This window comes from Variovorax paradoxus, from assembly GCF_902712855.1.
Classification (GTDB): domain Bacteria; phylum Pseudomonadota; class Gammaproteobacteria; order Burkholderiales; family Burkholderiaceae_C; genus Variovorax; species Variovorax paradoxus_Q.
In genome coordinates this window covers 730,001-749,769 of sequence record NZ_LR743507.1, presented here as the reverse complement: position 1 = coordinate 749,769, position 19,769 = coordinate 730,001, and the positions used below count along the sequence as shown (strand labels likewise).

At 65.7% G+C, this 19,769-nt stretch carries 13 protein-coding genes and 2 rRNA genes (1 of these 15 cut by a window edge); 4 read left to right on the top strand and 11 right to left on the bottom strand.

Annotated elements, in window-relative coordinates:
* Positions 1–9: 9 nt before the first annotated feature.
* The 6 genes from hutU to AACL56_RS03535 all read right to left on the bottom strand — a co-directional run bounded on the left by hutU (position 10) and on the right by AACL56_RS03535 (position 6,976).
* A complete protein-coding gene (gene hutU / locus AACL56_RS03560; protein ID WP_339088456.1) occupies positions 10–1,731 on the bottom strand; it encodes a urocanate hydratase in 1,722 nt (573 codons plus the stop codon).
* A gap of 28 nt (positions 1,732–1,759) precedes the next feature.
* Positions 1,760–3,319: a histidine ammonia-lyase gene (hutH, locus tag AACL56_RS03555; RefSeq protein WP_339088455.1), complete on the bottom strand. Its 1,560-nt coding sequence runs from the start codon at positions 3,317–3,319 to the stop codon at positions 1,760–1,762.
* Between the two features lie 278 nt (positions 3,320–3,597).
* On the bottom strand, positions 3,598–4,335 hold the full coding sequence (gene hutC, locus AACL56_RS03550) for a histidine utilization repressor (protein WP_339088454.1): 738 nt from the start codon (positions 4,333–4,335) through the stop codon (positions 3,598–3,600).
* A 10-nt stretch (positions 4,336–4,345) separates the two neighbouring features.
* A complete protein-coding gene (locus AACL56_RS03545) occupies positions 4,346–5,143 on the bottom strand; it encodes an ABC transporter ATP-binding protein (protein WP_339088453.1) in 798 nt (265 codons plus the stop codon).
* Positions 5,128–6,000 (bottom strand): ABC transporter permease, encoded by an 873-nt coding sequence (locus tag AACL56_RS03540; RefSeq protein WP_339088452.1) that lies wholly within the window; start codon positions 5,998–6,000, stop codon positions 5,128–5,130. Before AACL56_RS03540 ends, AACL56_RS03545 begins: the two co-directional genes overlap by 16 nt.
* 4 nt (positions 6,001–6,004) lie before the next feature.
* Complete coding sequence (locus tag AACL56_RS03535; protein WP_339088451.1) at positions 6,005–6,976, bottom strand: ABC transporter substrate-binding protein; 972 nt, start codon at positions 6,974–6,976, stop codon at positions 6,005–6,007.
* A gap of 316 nt (positions 6,977–7,292) precedes the next feature.
* On the opposite strand from AACL56_RS03535, the gene recQ reads away from it, so the two are divergent.
* Positions 7,293–9,155, top strand: a complete 1,863-nt coding sequence (gene recQ / locus AACL56_RS03530; RefSeq protein ID WP_339088450.1) for a DNA helicase RecQ — start codon at positions 7,293–7,295, stop codon at positions 9,153–9,155.
* A gap of 30 nt (positions 9,156–9,185) precedes the next feature.
* Here recQ and AACL56_RS03525 read toward each other — a convergent pair whose 3' ends face one another.
* The 3 genes from AACL56_RS03525 to AACL56_RS03515 all read right to left on the bottom strand — a co-directional run bounded on the left by AACL56_RS03525 (position 9,186) and on the right by AACL56_RS03515 (position 14,632).
* The gene (locus AACL56_RS03525) at positions 9,186–10,376 is read right to left on the bottom strand and encodes a nucleoside hydrolase (protein WP_339088449.1); all 1,191 of its coding nucleotides are present in this window, start codon (positions 10,374–10,376) and stop codon (positions 9,186–9,188) included.
* Between the two features lie 167 nt (positions 10,377–10,543).
* A complete protein-coding gene (locus AACL56_RS03520) occupies positions 10,544–11,941 on the bottom strand; it encodes a S41 family peptidase (RefSeq protein WP_339088448.1) in 1,398 nt (465 codons plus the stop codon).
* Between the two features lie 363 nt (positions 11,942–12,304).
* A complete protein-coding gene (locus AACL56_RS03515; RefSeq protein ID WP_339088447.1) occupies positions 12,305–14,632 on the bottom strand; it encodes an ATP-binding protein in 2,328 nt (775 codons plus the stop codon).
* Between the two features lie 115 nt (positions 14,633–14,747).
* On the opposite strand from AACL56_RS03515, the gene AACL56_RS03510 reads away from it, so the two are divergent.
* The 3 genes from AACL56_RS03510 (at position 14,748) to AACL56_RS03500 (ending at position 18,249) form a co-directional block, all read left to right on the top strand.
* Positions 14,748–15,947: a threonine ammonia-lyase gene (locus AACL56_RS03510; RefSeq protein ID WP_339088446.1), complete on the top strand. Its 1,200-nt coding sequence runs from the start codon at positions 14,748–14,750 to the stop codon at positions 15,945–15,947.
* A 120-nt stretch (positions 15,948–16,067) separates the two neighbouring features.
* A complete protein-coding gene (locus AACL56_RS03505; RefSeq protein WP_177206507.1) occupies positions 16,068–16,220 on the top strand; it encodes a hypothetical protein in 153 nt (50 codons plus the stop codon).
* Positions 16,221–16,377: 157 nt separating this feature from the next.
* Positions 16,378–18,249, top strand: a complete 1,872-nt coding sequence (locus AACL56_RS03500; RefSeq protein ID WP_339088445.1) for a phosphoenolpyruvate carboxykinase (GTP) — start codon at positions 16,378–16,380, stop codon at positions 18,247–18,249.
* Between the two features lie 252 nt (positions 18,250–18,501).
* On the opposite strand, the gene rrf is transcribed toward AACL56_RS03500, so the two are convergent.
* Positions 18,502–18,614, bottom strand: a 5S ribosomal RNA gene (gene rrf, locus AACL56_RS03495).
* Between the two features lie 128 nt (positions 18,615–18,742).
* Positions 18,743–19,769 (bottom strand): 23S ribosomal RNA (locus AACL56_RS03490) (it continues 1,844 nt past the right edge of the window).

Genomic DNA, 19,769 nt, shown 5'->3' with positions numbered 1-19,769 from the left:
GCGCGGCGATCACGACACCATCGGCAGCTTCAGCCCCTTCGCCTTGGCCGTGGCCACCGCGATGTCGTAGCCCGCGTCGGCATGACGCATGACGCCGGTAGCGGGGTCGTTCCAGAGCACGCGCTCGATGCGCTTGGCCGCGGCGTCGGTGCCGTCGCAGACGATCACCACGCCCGAGTGCTGCGAGTAGCCCATGCCCACGCCGCCGCCGTGGTGCAGGCTGACCCAGGTGGCGCCGCCCGCGGTGTTGAGCAGCGCGTTGAGCAGCGGCCAGTCGCTCACCGCATCGGTGCCGTCCTTCATCGCCTCGGTCTCGCGGTTGGGGCTGGCCACCGAGCCGGTGTCCAGGTGGTCGCGGCCGATGACGATGGGCGCCTTCAGCTCGCCGTTCTTCACCATCTCGTTGAAGGCCAGGCCCGCGATGTGGCGCTCGCCCAGGCCCAGCCAGCAGATGCGCGCGGGCAGGCCCTGGAAGGCGATGCGCTCGCGTGCCATGTCGAGCCAGCGATGGGTGTGCTTGTTCTCGGGGAACAGCTCCTTGATCTTGGCGTCGGTCTTGTAGATGTCTTCCGGGTCGCCCGACAGCGCCACCCAGCGGAACGGGCCCTTGCCCTCGCAGAACAGCGGGCGGATGTAGGCGGGCACGAAACCGGGGAAGTCGAAGGCGTTCTTCACGCCCTCGTCGAACGCGACCTGGCGGATGTTGTTGCCGTAGTCGACCGTGGGGATGCCCATGGCCTGGAAGTCGAGCATGGCCTGCACGTGCACGGCGCACGACTTCGAGGCCGCGGCCTTCAGCGCGGCGTGCTGCGTCTCGTCCTTCATCGCGGCTTGCCATTGCGCCACGCTCCAGCCCGAAGGCAGGTAGCCGTTGATGAGGTCGTGCGCGGAGGTCTGGTCGGTCACGAGGTCGGGCCTGAGCCCGCCGGCCTTCGCGCGCTTGACCAGTTCCGGAAGGATGTCGGCCGCGTTGCCGAGCAGCGCGATCGACACGGCTTCCTTCGCATCGCAGTGCTGCTTGATGAGCTCGAGCGCATGGTCGATGTCGCGCGCCTGCTTGTCGACGTAGCGCGTGCGCAGGCGGAAGTCGATGCTCGACTGCTGGCACTCGATGTTGAGCGACACCGCGCCCGCGAGCGTGGCGGCCAGCGGCTGCGCGCCGCCCATGCCGCCCAGGCCGGCCGTGAGGATCCACTTGCCCGCGAGGCTGTTGCCGTAATGCTGGCGGCCGGCTTCGACGAAGGTCTCGAAGGTGCCCTGCACGATGCCCTGGCTGCCGATGTAGATCCAGCTGCCGGCCGTCATCTGGCCGTACATGAAGAGGCCCTGGCGATCGAGCTCGTTGAAGTGCTCCCAGTTGGCCCACCTGGGCACCAGGTTGGAGTTGGCCAGCAGCACGCGCGGCGCGTTCTCGTGGGTCTTGAACACGCCCACGGGCTTGCCCGATTGAATGAGCAGGGTCTCGTCGTCGTTCAGTTCCTTCAGCGAGGCCAGGATCTGGTCGTAGCAGGCCCAGTTGCGCGCGGCGCGGCCGATGCCGCCGTACACCACGAGGTCCTGCGGGCGCTCGGCCACCTCGGCGTCGAGGTTGTTCTGCAGCATGCGGAAAGGCGCCTCGGTGAGCCAGCTCTTGCAGTGGAGCTCGCTGCCGCGCGGGGCGCGGATCACGCGCGTGGGGTCGTGGCGCGGGTCGGTGGCGGTGTTCAGGGCGAACTTGTCGGGAGCGTTCATGGCGTGGTTCTCCTAATCGGGGTGTGTTTTACGAGTGACTGGGCAGGATGTCGAGCAGCGCGGCCGGCAGTTCGGCCTTCAGCGCCCACAGGCGCATGGCTTCGATGTCGGGGGCGAGGTAACGGTCGGTCTCGAGGAAGGCGACCTTCTGGCGGATGCTGGCGAATTCGGCTTCGACCAGCGGCGAGCTCTTGAGCTTGCGCTTGAGTTCGATGCCTTGCGCGGCGGCCATGGCCTCGATGCCGACGACGACTGCCGTGTTGTTGACCATGTCGGCCAGGCGGCGGCCCGCGAAGGTGGCCATCGACACGTGGTCTTCCTGGTTGGCCGAGGTCGGCAGGCTGTCGACGCTGGCGGGGTGCGCGAGCGACTTGTTCTCCGAGGCGAGCGCGGCGGCCGTGACCTGCGCGATCATGAAGCCGGAGTTGAGGCCGCCGTCGCGCACGAGGAAGGGCGGCAGGCCCGACAGGCCGGTGTCGAGCAGCAGTGCGATGCGGCGCTCGGCAATGGCGCCGATCTCGCTGATGGCCAGCGCGACGATGTCGGCCGCGAACGCCACGGGCTCGGCGTGGAAGTTGCCGCCCGAGATCACCTCGCCCGTGTCGACGAACACCAGCGGGTTGTCCGATGCGGCGTTGGCTTCGATGACCAGCACCCGCGCGGCATGCGCGAGGTTGTCGAGGCACGCGCCCATCACCTGCGGGATGCAGCGCACCGAGTACGGGTCCTGCACGCGGCCGCAGTCGGCGTGCGACGGCACGATCTCGCTGCCTTCGAGCAGCGTGCGCACCGCGCCAGCCACAGCGATCTGGCCTGCCTGGCCGCGCGCCGCGTGGATGCGGGCGTCGAAGGGCTTGATCGACCCCTGGATGGCCTCGAGCGACAGCGCGCCCGACATCAGCGACGAAGCGAACACGTCTTCCGCGCCGAACAGGCCCACGAGCGCGAGCGCGGTCGACACCTGCGTGCCGTTGAGCAGCGCCAGGCCTTCCTTGGGGCCCAGCACGAAAGGTTCGAGGCCGATGCTGCGCATGGCCTCGGCGCCGCTCACCACGCGGCCGTCCGCCAGCGTCGCCTGGCCTTCGCCGATCAGCACGCAAGCCATGTGCGCGAGCGGCGCGAGGTCGCCCGATGCGCCCACCGAGCCCTTGCACGGGATGCTCGGCACCACGCCCGCGTTGAAGAGCGCCAGCAGCGCGTCGACCAGTGCAGGCCGCACGCCCGAATGGCCGCGCGCCAGGCTCACGGCCTTGGTCGCCAGCACGAGCCGCACGACCGGCGCGGCCAGCGGCTCGCCCGTGCCCACGCTGTGCGACAGCACCAGGTTGCGCTGCAGCTCGGCCAGGTGGTCGTTGCCGATGCGCGTGCTCGCGAGCTTGCCGAAACCGGTGTTGATGCCGTAGACGACCTGGTCGTTCTCGACGATGCGGCGCACCGCGGCCTCGGCTTGCTGCATGCCGTCGCGCACCGACGCATCGAGCGACAGGCGCACACCGCCGGCCTGGATGCGACGCAGCGCCGCGAGGTCGACCTGGCCGGGCACGAGGGTCAAGGTGGCATCGGGGTGGGCAGTGTGTTTGCTTGTCATGTGAACCTGTCTATACAAGTAGTTGCAAGTGAAGTCTGCGTCGACATCGACGACAAAAAAGACCTATGTCCCTTCGCGAAACACCGCGGAACCGGCTTTGCCGGGCCGCAGGTGCTGCCCCCTGCAAGGGGGAAGGAGAAGCGACACGAAGTGCGCGAAGCCTGGGGGTGTGCCAAGGACCACCGCGGAACCGGCTTCGCCGGGCCGCAGGTGTTGCCCCCGGCGAGGGGGTTGGCGAAGCGACACGAAGTGCGCGAAGACTGGGGGCGTGCTCATTGCTATCCGAAGCTGGGGTTGCCGTCGGCCTTGAAGCGGCTTCCCAGGCTGTATCGCGAAGCGGGATGCAGGCAGCGCACCCACGTCACGGGGATGTTGCGAGTCCAGGTGCGGCGCGTGAGCAGGAGGCAGGGGTCCGTGGGCGCCATGGCGAGGCGCTCGGCCTGCTCCTGGTTGGGCAGCACCGCGTCGACCACGTGCTCGATCTGGTCGAAGGGCACGTTGCGCACCAGGTACTCGCTGGGCGGCACGGCGGCGAAGTCCTGCTCGAGGTAGTCGGGCACCACCTGCGGATTGACGTAGCGCTCCTCGAGCTGCACCGGCGTGCCGTTCTCCAGGTGCAGGCACACGCTGTGGAACACCGAGGCGCCGGCGCGCAGGTCGAGCCATGCGGCCACGTCGGGCGACGCGGCGATGCGCTCGACCTCGATCATGTCGCAGCGATAGTCGTGGCCGCGCTGGCGGATTTCACTGGCGATGTTGGCGATCTGCAGCAGCGTGGACTGCGGCTTGTTCTCGGCCACGAAGCTGCCGACGCCGGCCACGCGCACGATGCGGCCCTGCTCCACCAGTTCGCGCAGCGCGCGGTTCACCGTCATGCGCGCCATGCCGAACTGCGCCACCAGCTCGTGCTCCGAAGGCAGGCGATGGCCGGGCGGCCACGTGCCGTCCTGGATCTTGCGGGAGATGTGGTCCTTGACTTGCGCGTAGAGCGCGAGGGTCGGCAGGTCGCGTTTCATCGTGCTTTCTTCAATGCTCCGCCGCGGCCATCGACTCGGCGCGGATCTCTTCGGTGAGGCGCGCCTTGATGTCCATGAACTCCGGCGAGGTCTTGATGGTGTAGCTGCGCGGATGCGGAAAGTCGACCGCGATCTCGGTCTTGATGCGCCCCGGCCGCGCGCTGAACACCGCCACGCGGTTGGCCATGAAGATCGCCTCGTCGATGTCGTGCGTGACGAACAGCACCGTCTTGCGCGCCGACTCCCAGATGCCGAGCAGCAGCTCCTGCATGAGCACGCGGGTCTGGTTGTCGAGCGCGCCGAAGGGCTCGTCGAGCAGCAGCATCTTGGGGTCGTTGGCGAGCGCGCGCGCAATGGCCGTGCGCTGCTGCATGCCGCCCGAAAGCTGCTTCGGGAAGTGGTTCTCGAAGCCGCGCAGGCCCACCTTGGCGATGAAGAACTCGCTGCGCGCCTTCTGGTCGGCTTCGCTCATGCCGCGCTCGCGCAGGCCGAAGCGAATGTTCTGCGCCACCGTGAGCCACGGGAACAGCGTGTAGCTCTGGAACACCACGCCGCGGTCGGCGCCCGGGCCCTCGATGCGTTCGCCGTCGAGCAGCACCTGGCCGGTGGTCGGGAAGTCGAGCCCCGCCACGATGCGCAGCAGCGTCGACTTGCCGCAGCCCGAGGGACCGAGGATGGTGACGAAGTCGTTCTCCTTCACCTCGAAGTCGATCGGCTGCAGGGCCTGCGTGCGCTGGCCTTTGGTGCCGGTGAAGACGCGAGAGACGCCCTGGATGGAAAGCTGGTTCTGGCTCACAGGGCGCTCCATGCGAAGAGGCGGCGGTTCAGGGCCTTGAAGGCGAAGTCGGACAGCAGGCCGATGATGCCGATCACGATGATGCCGAAGATGATCTGCCCGGTGTTCAGGAGCGCCTGACTGTCGGTGATCATGTGGCCGATGCCCGAGGACGAGCCGATGAGCTCCGCCACGATCACGTAGGTCCAAGCCCAGCCGAGCACGAGGCGCAGTGTTTCGGCGATGCCGGGCGCCGCGCCCGGAATGAGCACGCGCGCCACGATGCCGCGGCTGTTGGCGCCCAGCGTGTAGGCGGCCTCCACGAGGTCGCGCCGCGCGCCGCCCACGGTGACGGCCACCATCAGCACGATCTGGAAGAACGAGCCGATGAAGATCACCAGCAGCTTCTGCATCTCGCCCAGGCCCGCCCACAGGATGAGCAGCGGAATGAAGGCCGAGGCCGGCAGGTAGCGGCAGAACGAGACGAAGGGCTCGAAGAAGGCCTCCACCGCTTTCCACGTGCCCATGGCGATGCCCAGCGGCACCGCGAACACGGCCGCCAGCAGGAAGCCGCCGAACACGCGCCACACGGTCATGCCGATGTCGCCGATGAAGCCGTACTCGGTGAAGAGCAGCCAGCCTTCCCTGACCATGGTCGGCGGACTCGCCAGGAAGGTCGGCGGGACGAAGCCGCCGAGCGTGGCGATGGCCCACACGAGCACGAAGACGACGAAGAAGGCGAGCCCCAGCAGCACGCGCGCACGCGTGCCGATGGGCTCCAGCGGCGCCAGCGAGCGGGGCCGCGCGGGCCTGGCGGGCGCCGCGGCATGCGCGGGCGCAACCGCCTTGGCCGCGGCCGCCACGCCGGTTGTCTGCGTCATCTGGCTCATGGCGTCACTTGACGAAGCTGGCATCGAAGGTGGCCGCGAGATCGTCCGGCGCCTTGCGGATCACGCCGGCTTCCAGAAGGATGGGCGTGGCCTCCTTCATGAAGCTGGTGAGCTCGCCGGCGAAGAACTTCTGGTTGGCCGCCTTGTCCTGCCAGCGCAGGAAGGCCGACGACTTGGCGAACTGCTCGCCGCTCTGCTTCACGGCGGAGCCCATGAGTTCGTTCGACTTCTCGGGCTCGGCCTTGATCATCTCGAGCGCATCGAAGTACGACTTGGTGAGCGCCGCGGCGGCCTTGGCGTTGGCCTTGAGCCAGGTGGGCGCGCAGCCGACGGTGTCCATCACCATCGGGTAGTCGAGCGTGGTGGCCAGGATCTTGCCGGCGGAGGGGTTGGCGCGCACGGTCGACAGATACGGCTCGTAGGTCATGGCGGCGTCGTTCTGCCCGGCCACGAAGGCCTGGGCCGAGGCCTGCGGCGACAGCGTGGTGGTCTTCACGTCTTTCAGCGTCATGCCGTTCTTGCTGAGCATCCAGGCCAGGCCGAAGTAGGGCGCGGTGCCGGGCGCGTCGACGCCGATGGTCTTGCCCTTGAGGTCGGAGAACTTGCTCACGTCGCCGCGCACCGCGAGGCCGTCGGCGCCATAGGACTTGTCCATCTGGAAGATCTGCACGATGGGCACGCCATTGGCGTTCCAGGCCACGTGGGTTTCGACGGTGGTGGCCGCGCATTGAATGGCGCCGGAGGCCAGCGCGAGGTGGCGGTCCTTCTGCGGAATCATCTTGAGTTCGACGTCGAGCCCGTTCTTCTTGAAGATGCCGGCCTTGTCGGCCAACGAGAGCGGCGCGAAGCCGGTCCAGCCGGACATGCCGAGCGCGATCTTCGTCTCCTGGGCGGCGGCCGTCTGGGCCATGCCCGCTGCACATGCACCCGCTGCCAGCAGCGAAGCGACTTTCACAACTACCGTCGTCTTGACCATGGGTACTCCTGGTTCCGTTTCTTGAGAGATGGCTCGGCGATGCCCCCGGGGCCGGGCTGCACGCGCCTCGCATTGTTGCCAAGCGCCCCGACTTGTATATACAGGATAACCCGAAAGGTTCTTTTTGGTGCACTTCCTATGGAAATGCACCGGTTTGCTGTCTAGACAAGAGAGGCCGCAGGACGGAGTTGACCATTGCAAACCTCATGCCACAGTGCGCTTCGCGCGGCTGGGGGACAATCGACGGCTCCCTTCTGCCTCCCGCCCGCATCCCCACCTGCTGCCTGTGTCCTCTCTCGCACCCCACCCCATCGACATGTCCGGCAGCAGCGTCCCCACGGACATCCTCCACGAGGTTTTCGGCTACGCGCAGTTCCGGGGGGCGCAGCAGGACATCGTCGATCACGTGGTGGGCGGCGGCGACGCGCTGGTGCTGATGCCCACGGGCGGCGGCAAGTCGTTGTGCTATCAGATCCCCGCCATCGCACGCCAGCGCTCGGGGCATGGCGTGGCGATCGTGGTGTCGCCGCTGATCGCGCTGATGCACGACCAGGTGGGCGCGCTGCACGAAGCCGGCGTGAGCGCGGCCTTTCTCAACTCGACGCTCGACTGGGAGCAGACGCAGGACGTCGAGCGCCGCATGCTGCGCGGCGAGATCACGCTGCTGTACGCGGCGCCCGAGCGGGTGAACACGCCGCGCTTCCTGTCGCAGCTCGATTCGCTGAACGAGCGCGGCAAGCTCTCGCTGTTCGCCATCGACGAGGCGCATTGCGTGAGCCAGTGGGGCCACGACTTCCGTCCCGAATACCGGGCGCTCACCGTGCTGCACGAGCGCTATGCCGGCGTGCCGCGCATCGCGCTCACGGCCACGGCCGACGCGCTCACGCGCGCGGACATCGTCGAGCGGCTCCAGCTCGAGGAGGCACGCCAGTTCGTCTCGAGCTTCGACCGGCCCAACATCCGCTACACCATCGTCGAGAAGAAGGACGCCACCACTCAGCTGCTGCGCTTCATCGAGCGCGAGCACGAGGGCGATGCGGGCGTGGTCTATTGCCAGTCGCGAAAGCGCGTGGAAGACGTTGCGGTGGCACTGCGCGACGCGGGCATCAACGCGCTGCCCTATCACGCGGGCCTGGACGCCGCGGTGCGGCAGAAGCACCAGGATCGCTTCCTGCGCGAGGAAGGCATCGTGATGGTCGCGACCATCGCGTTCGGCATGGGCATCGACAAGCCCGACGTCCGTTTCGTCGGCCATCTCGACATGCCCAAGAACATCGAGGGCTACTACCAGGAGACCGGCCGAGCGGGCCGCGACGGCGGCCCCGCCGACGCCTGGATGGCCTACGGCCTGCAGGACGTGGTCAACCAGCGCCGCATGATCGACGAGAGTCCTGCCGGCGAGGAGTTCAAGCAGGTCATGCGCGGCAAGCTCGACGCCCTGCTCTCGCTGGCCGAGGCCAGCGACTGCCGCCGCGTGCGCCTGCTGGGCTACTTCGGCGAGCGCAGCACGCCCTGCGGCAACTGCGACAACTGCCTGAACCCGCCTCAGGTGTGGGACGGCACCGATGCCGCACGCAAGCTGCTGAGCACCATCTACCGCGTGCAGCAGCTGAGCGGCATCAGCTTCGGCGCGGGGCACATCATGGACATCCTGCGCGGCAAACCGACCGAGAAGGTCAAGCAGTTCGGCCACGAGCGAGTGAGCACCTTCGGCATCGGCGCGGAGTTCAGCGAGGTGGCGCTGCGCGGCGTGCTGCGCCAGCTGATCGCGACCGGCGCGCTGGCCGTCGATGCGGAGGCGTTCAACACGCTGAAGCTCACCGAGGGCTCGCGCGCGGTGCTCAAGGGCGAGACCACGGTGACGCTGCGCGAGTCGGTGTCGTCGCCCGCGGAGCGCAAGACGCGCCGCGAGAAGACCGTCAAGGGCGCTCCGTCGCCGGCTGCAGCCAAGCTCGACGACACCGGCAAGAAACGCTTCGAGGCGCTCAAGGCCTGGCGCGCCGAGGTTGCGAAGGAGCACAACCTGCCGGCCTATGTGATCTTCCACGACGCCACGCTGGCGGCCATCGCCGAGCGCGCGCCGGCCACGCTCGAAGACCTGCAGGGCATCAGCGGCATCGGAACCAAGAAGCTCGAAGCCTACGGTGCCGAGGTGCTGCGCGTCTGCGAGGCTTTTTAACGCCCCGCCCGCCTGCCGCGCCCGGCGCGCTCAGTTCGCCAGGGGCAGCACGACGGGCACGGGCCGTGTGAGCAGGTCGACGTACAGCTCGAAGAAGCGCGCGTTGTCGAACTTCTTCACCACCGTCATCTTCTGCAGCGTCGGCCCCTCCGGCTGCAGCGCGTAGCCGATGGAACGGCCATTGTCGGCGGCACCTGGCCTGGCGACCACGTCGACGTAGCGGTCCACCGTCTGCGTGGCGTAGCTGGGGTCGATCAGGTAGGCCAGGGTCAGCGTGTCCCAGATGTTCTGCGTGTAGCCGGGGTTGGTCTCGAAGCCGTTCTTGCCGTCGAAGCCGTAGCCGTTGAGCTTCTGGAACACGTCGGTCACGGCCGTCGGCCTGGCGGGGTGCGCGATGCGGTCGTAGATGGGCTTGGTGAGGAAGACGGTGTCGGTCACGTCGAGCGGCACCACCACCTGGGGGATGGGCAGGCGCACCACGAACTGTGCGGCGTCGGGGTCGAACCACCAGTTGAACTCGGCCGCCTTGGTGGTGTTGCCCGGCACGTCGATGGCGCCGCCCATGTAGATGATCTTCTTGATGAGCGGGACGATCTCGGGGTTCTGCTTCACCGCGAGCGCGATGTTGGTGAGCGGCCCGATCGCAAGGATGGTGATCTCGCCCGGATTGGCCTTCACGGTATCGACGATGAAGTCGACCGCGCCTTTGCGCTGCACCGCGGTGTGCTGGGCGAACCCGTCGGGCGAGGGCTTGAGGTCGGCGTCGGTCATGGGCTCGGGGCCGCCCCAGGCGCCGAGGTACCCGTCGCCGCCTGCGCCGGCGGCCATCTCTGCCTCGACATCGGCGAAGGTGTGGTTCAGCGCGTAATTTGCTCCCACGTACACGCCGATGCGGTTGCCCACGCCGAGCCGCTCTACCGACATGAGCGCGTCGGCCACGCCCTGCCTGAGCCACTGGTTGCCCGAGACCACGCTGATGCCCATGACCTGGACCTTGCCCTGCGCCTGCAGCTGCGCCGCCATGACACCGAGCTGGCCGTCGTCGCTCATGGTGTTGTAGTCGCTGTCGATGATGATCTTCTGCGCCGTGGCGCCGGTGCCGGGCGATGCGCCGAAGCCCGCGCCGAAGCCGACACCGCTGCCGCCACCTCCTCCGCCGCCGCCACAGCCCGTCAACACCGTGGCGACGACGATGAACACCGCTCCGAGCCATTTGCGCATCTGCTTCTCCTGAAGATAGAGGTGGGTTCTCACCGGCCTTCAATCAGGGTCGGTGTGGATCTAAACATTGCGCAAAGGTTTGCGCAAACGTTTAACCCACTCTACGGCGCGATCGGCAACGGCTGCAAGCGCTGCAGCCTAGGGGTTTTCGCGTCGGGAAAAAGGACTCAGCCGGGGTCCGACACAGGCTCGAGCAGCCGGTTCTCGCGCAGCGGCGAGCGGTTGGTGAGGTAGGGCGATTCGGTCTCGGGGGTGCTGTCCTGCAGCTTGTCCAGGCCCAGGCGGGCGGCCGTGGCCTTGGTCGATCCGGCCGGACAGGCGCCCGTGCTGCGCAGCGTGAGTGCCGCCGCCAGACGGGCCTCCCCGGCGTCGCCGAGCGGGTGGCCGAAGTCGTCGGCCACGGTGCAGGTCGGCGCAAAGCCGTCGCTGTAGTCGCCGTAGCCCTGCTGGTTCGCGCCCTTGAACTGGATCGCGAAGTAAGTGGTGCCGCAGTTGTCCTGCGGAATGAAGCCGTAGGGCTTGCCGCAGGTGGTGCCGCCGACCAGGTTGACCGTGACGCCCACGCCGCGCAGGCTGTTGATGACCGATTCGCTTGCAGAGCAGGTGTCGGGGCCGGTGAGCACGGTGACGCGCGAGAGCCCCAGGGTAGGCAGCGGCTGGCCCGAACGGCTGGTCGCGGTGAACGGCGTGAGGGTCTGCGCCACCGTCTGTCGGAACGGGTTCTTGTCGTTGAAGACAAGCTGCTCGAACACCTTGCCGCCCGTCACCGCCGGCGAGGAGATCATGTAGGCCAGCCGGCTCGCGATGAGCAGCTGGCCCCCACCGTTGTAGCGCATGTCGAGCACGAGGTCGTCGATGCCGGCGCCCTGCTTGAAGGTGTTCACGGCATTGACCAGCAGCGCCTCGGAGGTGGTGATGTGCTCGTTGAACAGCAGGTAGCCCACACGCGCACTGCCGGCGGTGAGGATCCGCACGTTCTGCACCGGCGTACTCGTGACGTTCGCCGCCTCAAGCTGCACGGTGCCGCCGACGTCGAAGGTGAAGCTGTGCGACTCGCCGACGGCCTTGGGCGACAGCGCGTTGTTGATCGCGTTGACGTTGGCGCTGCCGGCGGCGCTCACGACATCGACGCCGTCGATCGTGAGGATCTTCGCGCCGCGCGCCAGGCCTGCGCTGGCTGCGGGCGAGTTCGGCTCGACGTAGGCGATGCGAATGTCGCGCGGAGGCGAGCTGCGTATGGACGCGGTCTCCATGCCGTAGCCGGCCGACACGCCGCCTTGCGACAGCTGGCGGTACACCTCGGTGTCGTAGGTGAAGTGGAATCGGTCCTTGGCGCGACCCGAGGGCGTGGTGACCGGCGTCTTGAGCACGTTGAACCAGGCGATTGGCGTTGCGTAGTCGCTGGCCTTGAGCGTGGTGGGCACCTCGCCGTACCAGAGATAGGTTTCGTCGATCCAACTGCGAACCCAGCTCTTCTCGTTGTCGAGCGAGCCGGCGCGATCCGGGTAGGCCGTGTTGGTCGCGGGGTTGACGCCCCCGCGCGGGGCGGCGCAAAGAGACGCCACCGTCGACGAGGCGACGATGCCGTTGCCGGCCGGGACGTCGGTGCCGTTGCCGGCGGCAGGAGGTGGCGTGGTGACCGGAGGAGTCCGACCGGCAGGCCGCCACCGCCGCCTCCGCCCCCACCACCGCCGCACCCTGACAGCAGCAACGTCAGCGCGAGCGCCGCGCCGGCAACCTTGGCACACGAACGCGGCAACCGCCGCACGTCGACCCTGCGAAAGTCCATTTGCTCCTCCTCGTGCCCGCAGTGGCGGACGGTGTTCCGCTTCGCGGAGCCGGCTGACAGGCGGTTCGCGATGCGCTCCCGGGAATCACACCCGCTGTCTGTTCGTGCGCTCTGCGCGCTGTCTTCTTGTTTGTGTGCTCTACGACGGCAGGAAGCCCATGCCGCGCGATTCGCGTACCTCGGGCTTGATGCGGTGCTCGGCCTCGAGCTGGTCCAGAAACTCGGCCGCCGTGAATTCGGTCGCCAGGATATCGGTCTGCCGTTTCACGGCAGCGAAATCTCCCGGGCACAGCTGCGTCAGCTGCGCGAGCCGCGTGCGCAGGGCGACGGTCATGAGCGCAACGTCGCCCGAAAGCGCCTCGGTGACGAACATGCGCTCGCGCTGCGCCGGCGTGAGCGGCATGAACTTGATCTTGAAGGTGAAGCGTCTCAGCGCCGCCTGGTCGAGCCGGTCGAGCAGGTTGGTGGTGCAGACGAACACGCCGTTGAAGCGCTCCATGCCTTGCAGCATCTCATTGACCTCGGTGACTTCGTAGGTGCGTTGCGCGCCGCGGCGGTCCTGCAGGAAGCTGTCGGCCTCGTCGAGCAGCAGCACGGCCTTCTCGCCCTCGGCCTCGCGGAACATGCCGGCCATGTTCTGCTCGGTCTCGCCGACGTACTTGCTCATGAGATCGCTGGCCTGCTTGATGATGAGCGGCCGGCCGATGGCCTTGGCGATGTGCTCGGCCAGCGCGGTCTTGCCGGTGCCCGGCGCGCCGTAGAAGCACAGGGTGCCGTGGCCGCGAGCCTTCAGCGCCTCGACGACGCGCGGAATCTCGAAGCGGGTCTCGACGTTGAGCATGTCGAGGTCGTAGGTGGTGACGCTGCGCCGCTCGCCGCGGCCGCGGTCGAGCGTGCCGAGCGCCATGTCGGCATTGCGCAGCTGGCGCTCGATGAGCGCTTCGACCGAGGCGTCGTCGGTTCTGGCCAGGCCCGCGAAGCGCACCGCCGTGCGGATCTGCGCAGGCGTGAGGCCCTTGCGCTCGGCCAGCTTGGCGGTGAAGGCCTCGGAAACGACGACACCTTCAAGCGTCTTCTTCACCAGCTGCTCGCGCGCGCCGGGCGGCGGCGACTTGAGCTCGAGGTGGTAGGCGAAGCGGCGGCGGAAGGCCGGGTCGATCTGTTCGATGCGGTTGGTGACCCACAGCGTGGGCACGGGGTTGGCCTCGAGGATCTGGTTGACCCAGGCCTTGCCGCTCACGCTGCCGCTGGTGGGCGCGGGGATCTGCTCGGCGCGCGCCATGAACTGCGCGGCCTCGGTGCTGATGGGCGGGAACACGTCCTCGACCTCGTCGAACAGCAGCGCGGCCTGGGCGCTGCCCTTGAGGAACACCTGCGCGATCTGCAGCGAGCGGTAGCGGTCGCGACCGCTCAGCGAATTGCCATCGCGGTCGGCGTATTCGACTTCGAAGAGCTCGAGCCCTGCGGCCTGCGCGACCACCTTCGCAAGTTCGGTCTTGCCCGTGCCGGGCGGCCCGTAGAGCAGCACGTTGACGCCGGGCTCCTTGCGCGCCACCGCGGCGCGCAGCAGCGTGACGAGCATCTGCGCGTCTTCCTGCACGAAGGAGAAGTCGTGCGGCGTGAGCGAACTCTTGGCGGAGGGCCGCGTGAACACGGCCATCAGTTCGTTGTGGTCGCGGTACTCGCGCATGAGCACCGGCGGCAGCTTTTCGCTGACCTTCATGAGGTCGGCAAGGTCGGTGATGTTGTGCTCGGAGATGAGGTTCTCGACGAGGCCGATGCGCTCGAGCCGCGAACCGGCGCGCAGGGCTTCGCCCACTTCGCTCGCATTCACGCCCGCGATGTCGGCGATGGCCGCATAGGCCTCGGGCGCGTTGTTGACCTTGAACTCGACGAGCAGCGAACGCAGGTCGCGCTGGTAACGAGCGAGCGTGCCGTACAGCAGCAGCGCACGCTCGGCCTTGTTGAGCTGCAGCAGGCCCGCGAGCGCATCGATGTTCTTCTCGACCAACGTCGACTGCTTGCGCAGCGCATGCGTGAGCCAGTCGCGCGTGACGGCCAGCACAGAGAGCAGGTCCTTCGGCTGGTCCTTCGCGTATTCGTCGAGATAGAAGAAGAGCGTGCCTTCCTCGTACGGGCCGCGCCACACGCCGTGGCGCTCCAGCAGCGTGCGACCGTCGAAGTTCTCGACGCCCTTCCACGCTTCGTTGCCGGCGCAGCGACGTCCGAGGAACTCGCGCAGCCGATGCAGCACTGCCGCAGGCCACACCAGGTGACGGCCAGTGAGCGACAGCAGTCCGTTGATGTCGCGCCGCACGTTGAAGCGTGGCCCCTGCTTGGCGGCAAGCGTCAGCACGAAGTGGGAGCACATCAGCTCCAGCACCGGTGCCTCCTTGAGTCCAGGCGACGTCAATGCCTGCCCGCGTACCGCAGCAGCCACGACATCGACACCCGCACGCTTGACCATCAGCCAACCTCCAACGAGGAAAATATCTGAGAGACCATAACGCAGACTTTTGGGTTCGGGAAGACTCGCAAACGGTAAAAACCCTGATGGTGCGATTCCAGCCACAATGCGCGCCATGGTCGGAATCCAAGAAATCGAGCGCGCCGCGGCGCGCCTGCAAGGCCAGGTGCTCAATACGCCCTGCGTGGAGTCGCGCACTCTGTCGGAGATCGTCGGCGCACAGGTTTTCCTGAAATTCGAGAACCTGCAGTTCACATCCTCCTTCAAGGAACGAGGGGCGTGCAACAAGCTGGTCGACCTGTCGGAGAACGGTACACGCGGAGTGATCGCCATGTCTGCCGGCAACCATGCGCAGGGTGTGGCCTATCACGCCCAGCGGCTGGGCTTGCGCGCATTGATCGTGATGCCGCGCTTCACGCCCGGCGTGAAGATCGAACGCACGCGCGGCTTCGGCGCCGAAGTCGTGCTGCACGGCGACACCCTCGACGCGGCCCGCGCGCACGCGCTGGAACTGGCCGAACGTGAGGGACTGACCTTCGTGCATCCCTACGACGACGAGGCCATCATCGCGGGCCAGGGCACGGTGGCGCTCGAGATGCTCGACGCGGTCCCCGACCTCGACACCCTGGTCGTGGCAGTTGGCGGCGGCGGGCTGATCGCCGGCATGGCAGTGGCCGCGCGAGAGCGCAGACCCGGCCTGGAGATCGTCGGGGTGCAGACCACGCGCTTTCCGGCGATGGTGAATGCCGTGAAGGGTACGCAACATGCGCAGGGCAAGAGCACGATCGCCGAAGGGATCGCCGTGGGCACGCCTGGCGTGCTCACCCAGGAGATCATCGCGAGCAAGGTCGACGACCTTTTGCTCGTGGACGAGGGCGACATCGAGCAAGGCGTGCTGATGCTGCTGGAAATCGAGAAGACGCTGGTGGAAGGTGCGGGCGCTGCGGGGCTGGCGGCGCTGATCCGGCATCCGGAGCGGTTCAAGGGCAAGCGCGTGGGCCTGGTGCTGTCGGGCGGCAACATCGATCCGCTGCTGCTCGCGGCCATCATCGAACGCGGCATGGTGCGAGCCGGCCGCCTGGCTCGCGTGCGGGTGAGCGCGCGCGATGTGCCGGGCTCGTTGGCCCACATCACGGCAACTGTGGCGGAAGCGGGCGCTAACGTCGACGAAGTCCACCACCAGCGAGCCTTCACCATGCTCGCCGCGCAGAACGTCGACATCGAGCTCGTGCTGCAGACCCGGGGCCGGGCGCATCTGGCCAGCGTGCTGGTTGCATTGCGCGACGCCGGCTTCGAAGCCGAGGAGCAGCATTGAGCGGCGAATCCAATCCCGGGTAGCCTGCCTGAGGGGCTCGCAACCCCCTAGACCGGCCGAAGGCTACCCGCCGGTAAAATGGCCGCAATCCGTCAATTTGTGTGATCGAGGTACAACCCGATGTCCAACCCTACTCCCGTCGAGCCGAGCCACGGCGCTGCTGTCGAAAAAGACGCCGTCGAGTCGGTCGTGCACCTGATGCCACTGGTGCTTCCGCTGGCCGGTGGCGTGCTGATGCTGCTGCTGGCATCGATCGCGGTCTATATGGCCTGACGCTCGCTGACAGTCGTTGGCGGCTTTGTCCGCGGGCAGTGCGGCCCGCGTTGACTCAATCTCCCGAAGCGAAACGTTTTCTCAAACGGACCTCCGTGCCTGAGTTGGCATGGCGTCCCGTTCGGAAAGACGATTTTTCAACTTAGGAGATTTCTCGATGAACGCACCCACGATGAAGGGCCTCAATATCCAGGCGCCCTCATACGTCAAGAACGCGAAACTGATCGCCTGGGTGGCCGACATGGCCGCCCTGTGCAAGCCGGAGGCCATTCACTGGTGCGACGGAAGCAAGGAAGAGTACGACCGTCTCTGCCAGCAACTGGTGGACGCGGGCACCTTCAGGAAGCTCAACCAGGCCAAGCGGCCCAACTCGTTCCTCGCGGTGTCGGATCCGAGTGACGTCGCGCGTGTCGAAGACCGCACCTACATCTGCTCCGAGAAGAAGGAAAACGCAGGCCCGACCAACAACTGGATGGCGCCAGCCGAAATGCGCGCAACCCTGCAGCCGCTGTTCGATGGCTGCATGAAGGGCCGCACGATGTACGTCGTCCCCTTCAGCATGGGGCCATTGGGCTCGCCCATTGCGCACATCGGCATCGAGCTGTCGGATTCGCCCTATGTGGCCGTCAACATGCGCATCATGACCCGCATGGGCAAGGCCGTATACGACGTGCTGGGAACCGACGGCGAATTCGTGCCGTGCGTTCACACCGTGGGCGCGCCGCTCGAAGCGGGACAGAAGGATGTGTCCTGGCCCTGCAACAAGACCAAGTACATCGTTCACTACCCCGAGACGCGCGAGATCTGGAGCTACGGCTCGGGCTATGGCGGCAATGCGCTGCTTGGCAAGAAGTGCTTTGCGCTGCGTATCGCCTCGAACATGGGCCGCGACGAAGGATGGCTGGCCGAGCACATGCTCATTCTTGGCGTGACCAATCCCGAAGGCAAAAAGTACCACGTGGCCGCAGCCTTCCCCAGCGCTTGCGGCAAGACCAACTTCTCGATGCTCGTGCCGCCGGCAGGCTTCGAGGGTTGGAAGGTCACGACCATCGGTGACGACATTGCCTGGATCAAGCCGCAGGCCGATGGCTCGCTGCGCGCAATCAATCCCGAGGCAGGTTATTTTGGCGTCGCTCCCGGCACCAATATGCTCACCAATCCGAACTGCATGCGCAGCCTTGACGACGGCGTGATCTTCACCAACGTCGCGCTGACGGACGACGGCGATGTGTGGTGGGAAGGCATAGAACAGGACGCACCCGGCAAGGCGCTGCCGGCGCACCTGATTGACTGGCAGGGCAAGGACTGGACGCCGCAGATCGCGAAGGAGACGGGTGCCAAGGCCGCACATCCGAACGCTCGCTTCACCGTGGCTGCCACCAACAACCCGGCACTCGATGAAGCATGGGACGACCCGAAGGGCGTGACCATCGACGCGTTCATTTTCGGCGGCCGCCGTTCGACGACCGTGCCCCTCGTGACCGAGGCCCGCAACTGGATCGAAGGCGTCTACATGGCGGCGACCATGGGTTCCGAGACCACCGCTGCCGCAGCGGGCCAACAAGGCATCGTTCGCCGCGATCCGTTCGCAATGCTGCCGTTCATGGGCTACAACATGAGCGATTACTTCCAGCATTGGCTCGATCTGGGCAAGAAGCTCGAGGCCTCGGGCGCCAAGTTGCCGAAGATTTACACGACGAACTGGTTCCGCAAGGGCGCGGACGGCAAGTTCGTTTGGCCAGGTTACGGCGAGAACATGCGCGTCCTGAAGTGGATGATCGATCGCGTCGAAGGCAACAAGACCGAAGGTGTGGAGCACATCACTGGTGTAAGCCCGCGCTACGAAGACCTGAATTGGACTGGCCTGAATTTCAGCGCGGAGCAGTTCGCCACCGTGACCAGCATCGACAAAGCTGCATGGGAAGCTGAGTTGAAGCTGCATTCCGAACTGTTCAAGCAGCTGGAGCACCATCTGCCGAAAGAGTTGCCGGAAACAAAGGCTGCAATCGAGCAGCGGTTGGCAGCCTGATTAATCAGCGCTGTCGCGCTGAACGAAAGAGCCCGATGGATGTCCATCGGGCTTTTTTGTTGGCTTTTTAAATCTGTGCTTTTGCACTCCCCGGTTTCATGATCGAGCTCATTTCTATTTTGAGCGCGAGCTGAAGCGCTACGCGCTCCCAATCTCTGGTTGATTTCGGGCCGGGCTGCTTGGCTGTGCGATTTCTGACGCAAAAGCAAAAAACCCCAGTCATTGCTGACTGGGGTTTTTTGGGCTGTAAGAGCCTGACGATGACCTACTTTCACACGGGAACCCGCACTATCATCGGCGCTGAGTCGTTTCACTGTCCTGTTCGGGATGGGAAGGAGTGGTACCAACTCGCTATGGTCATCAGGCATAAAGGGTTGTCTGGCTGATCACGTGATCAGTCAAACGAATTCATAGAGTTTGGAATCAGCTTTTGGCGAATTATTTTGAATGCGTCAACTTGGCATAACACCTTGATCAGACTGATCAAAGTTATAGGGTCAAGCCGCACGAGCAATTAGTATCAGTTAGCTTAACGCATTACTGCGCTTCCACACCTGACCTATCAACGTCCTGGTCTTGAACGACTCTTCAGGGGGCTCAAGGCCCCGGCAGATCTCATCTTGAAACGAGTTTCCCGCTTAGATGCTTTCAGCGGTTATCTCTTCCACACTTAGCTACTCGGCAATGCCACTGGCGTGACAACCGATACACCAGAGGTGTGTCCACTCCGGTCCTCTCGTACTAGGAGCAGGCTTCCTCAAATCTGCAGCGCCCACGGAAGATAGGGACCAAACTGTCTCACGACGTTTTAAACCCAGCTCACGTACCTCTTTAAATGGCGAACAGCCATACCCTTGGGACCGGCTACAGCCCCAGGATGAGATGAGCCGACATCGAGGTGCCAAACACCGCCGTCGATATGAACTCTTGGGCGGTATCAGCCTGTTATCCCCAGAGTACCTTTTATCCGTTGAGCGATGGCCCTTCCATACAGAACCACCGGATCACTATGTCCTGCTTTCGCATCTGCTCGACTTGTCAGTCTCGCAGTTAAGCACGCTTATGCCATTGCACTATCGTCACGATGTCCGACCGTAACTAGCGTACCTTCGAACTCCTCCGTTACGCTTTGGGAGGAGACCGCCCCAGTCAAACTGCCTACCATGCACTGTCCCCGATCCAGATAATGGACCTAGGTTAGAACCTCAAACACACCAGGGTGGTATTTCAACGTTGGCTCCACAAGATCTAGCGACCCTGCTTCAAAGCCTCCCACCTATCCTACACAGATCTGTTCAAAGTCCAATACAAAGCTACAGTAAAGGTTCATGGGGTCTTTCCGTCTTTCCGCGGGGAGATTGCATCATCACAAACATTTCAACTTCGCTGAGTCTCAGGAGGAGACAGTGTGGCCATCGTTACGCCATTCGTGCAGGTCGGAACTTACCCGACAAGGAATTTCGCTACCTTAGGACCGTTATAGTTACGGCCGCCGTTTACTGGGACTTCAATCAAGAGCT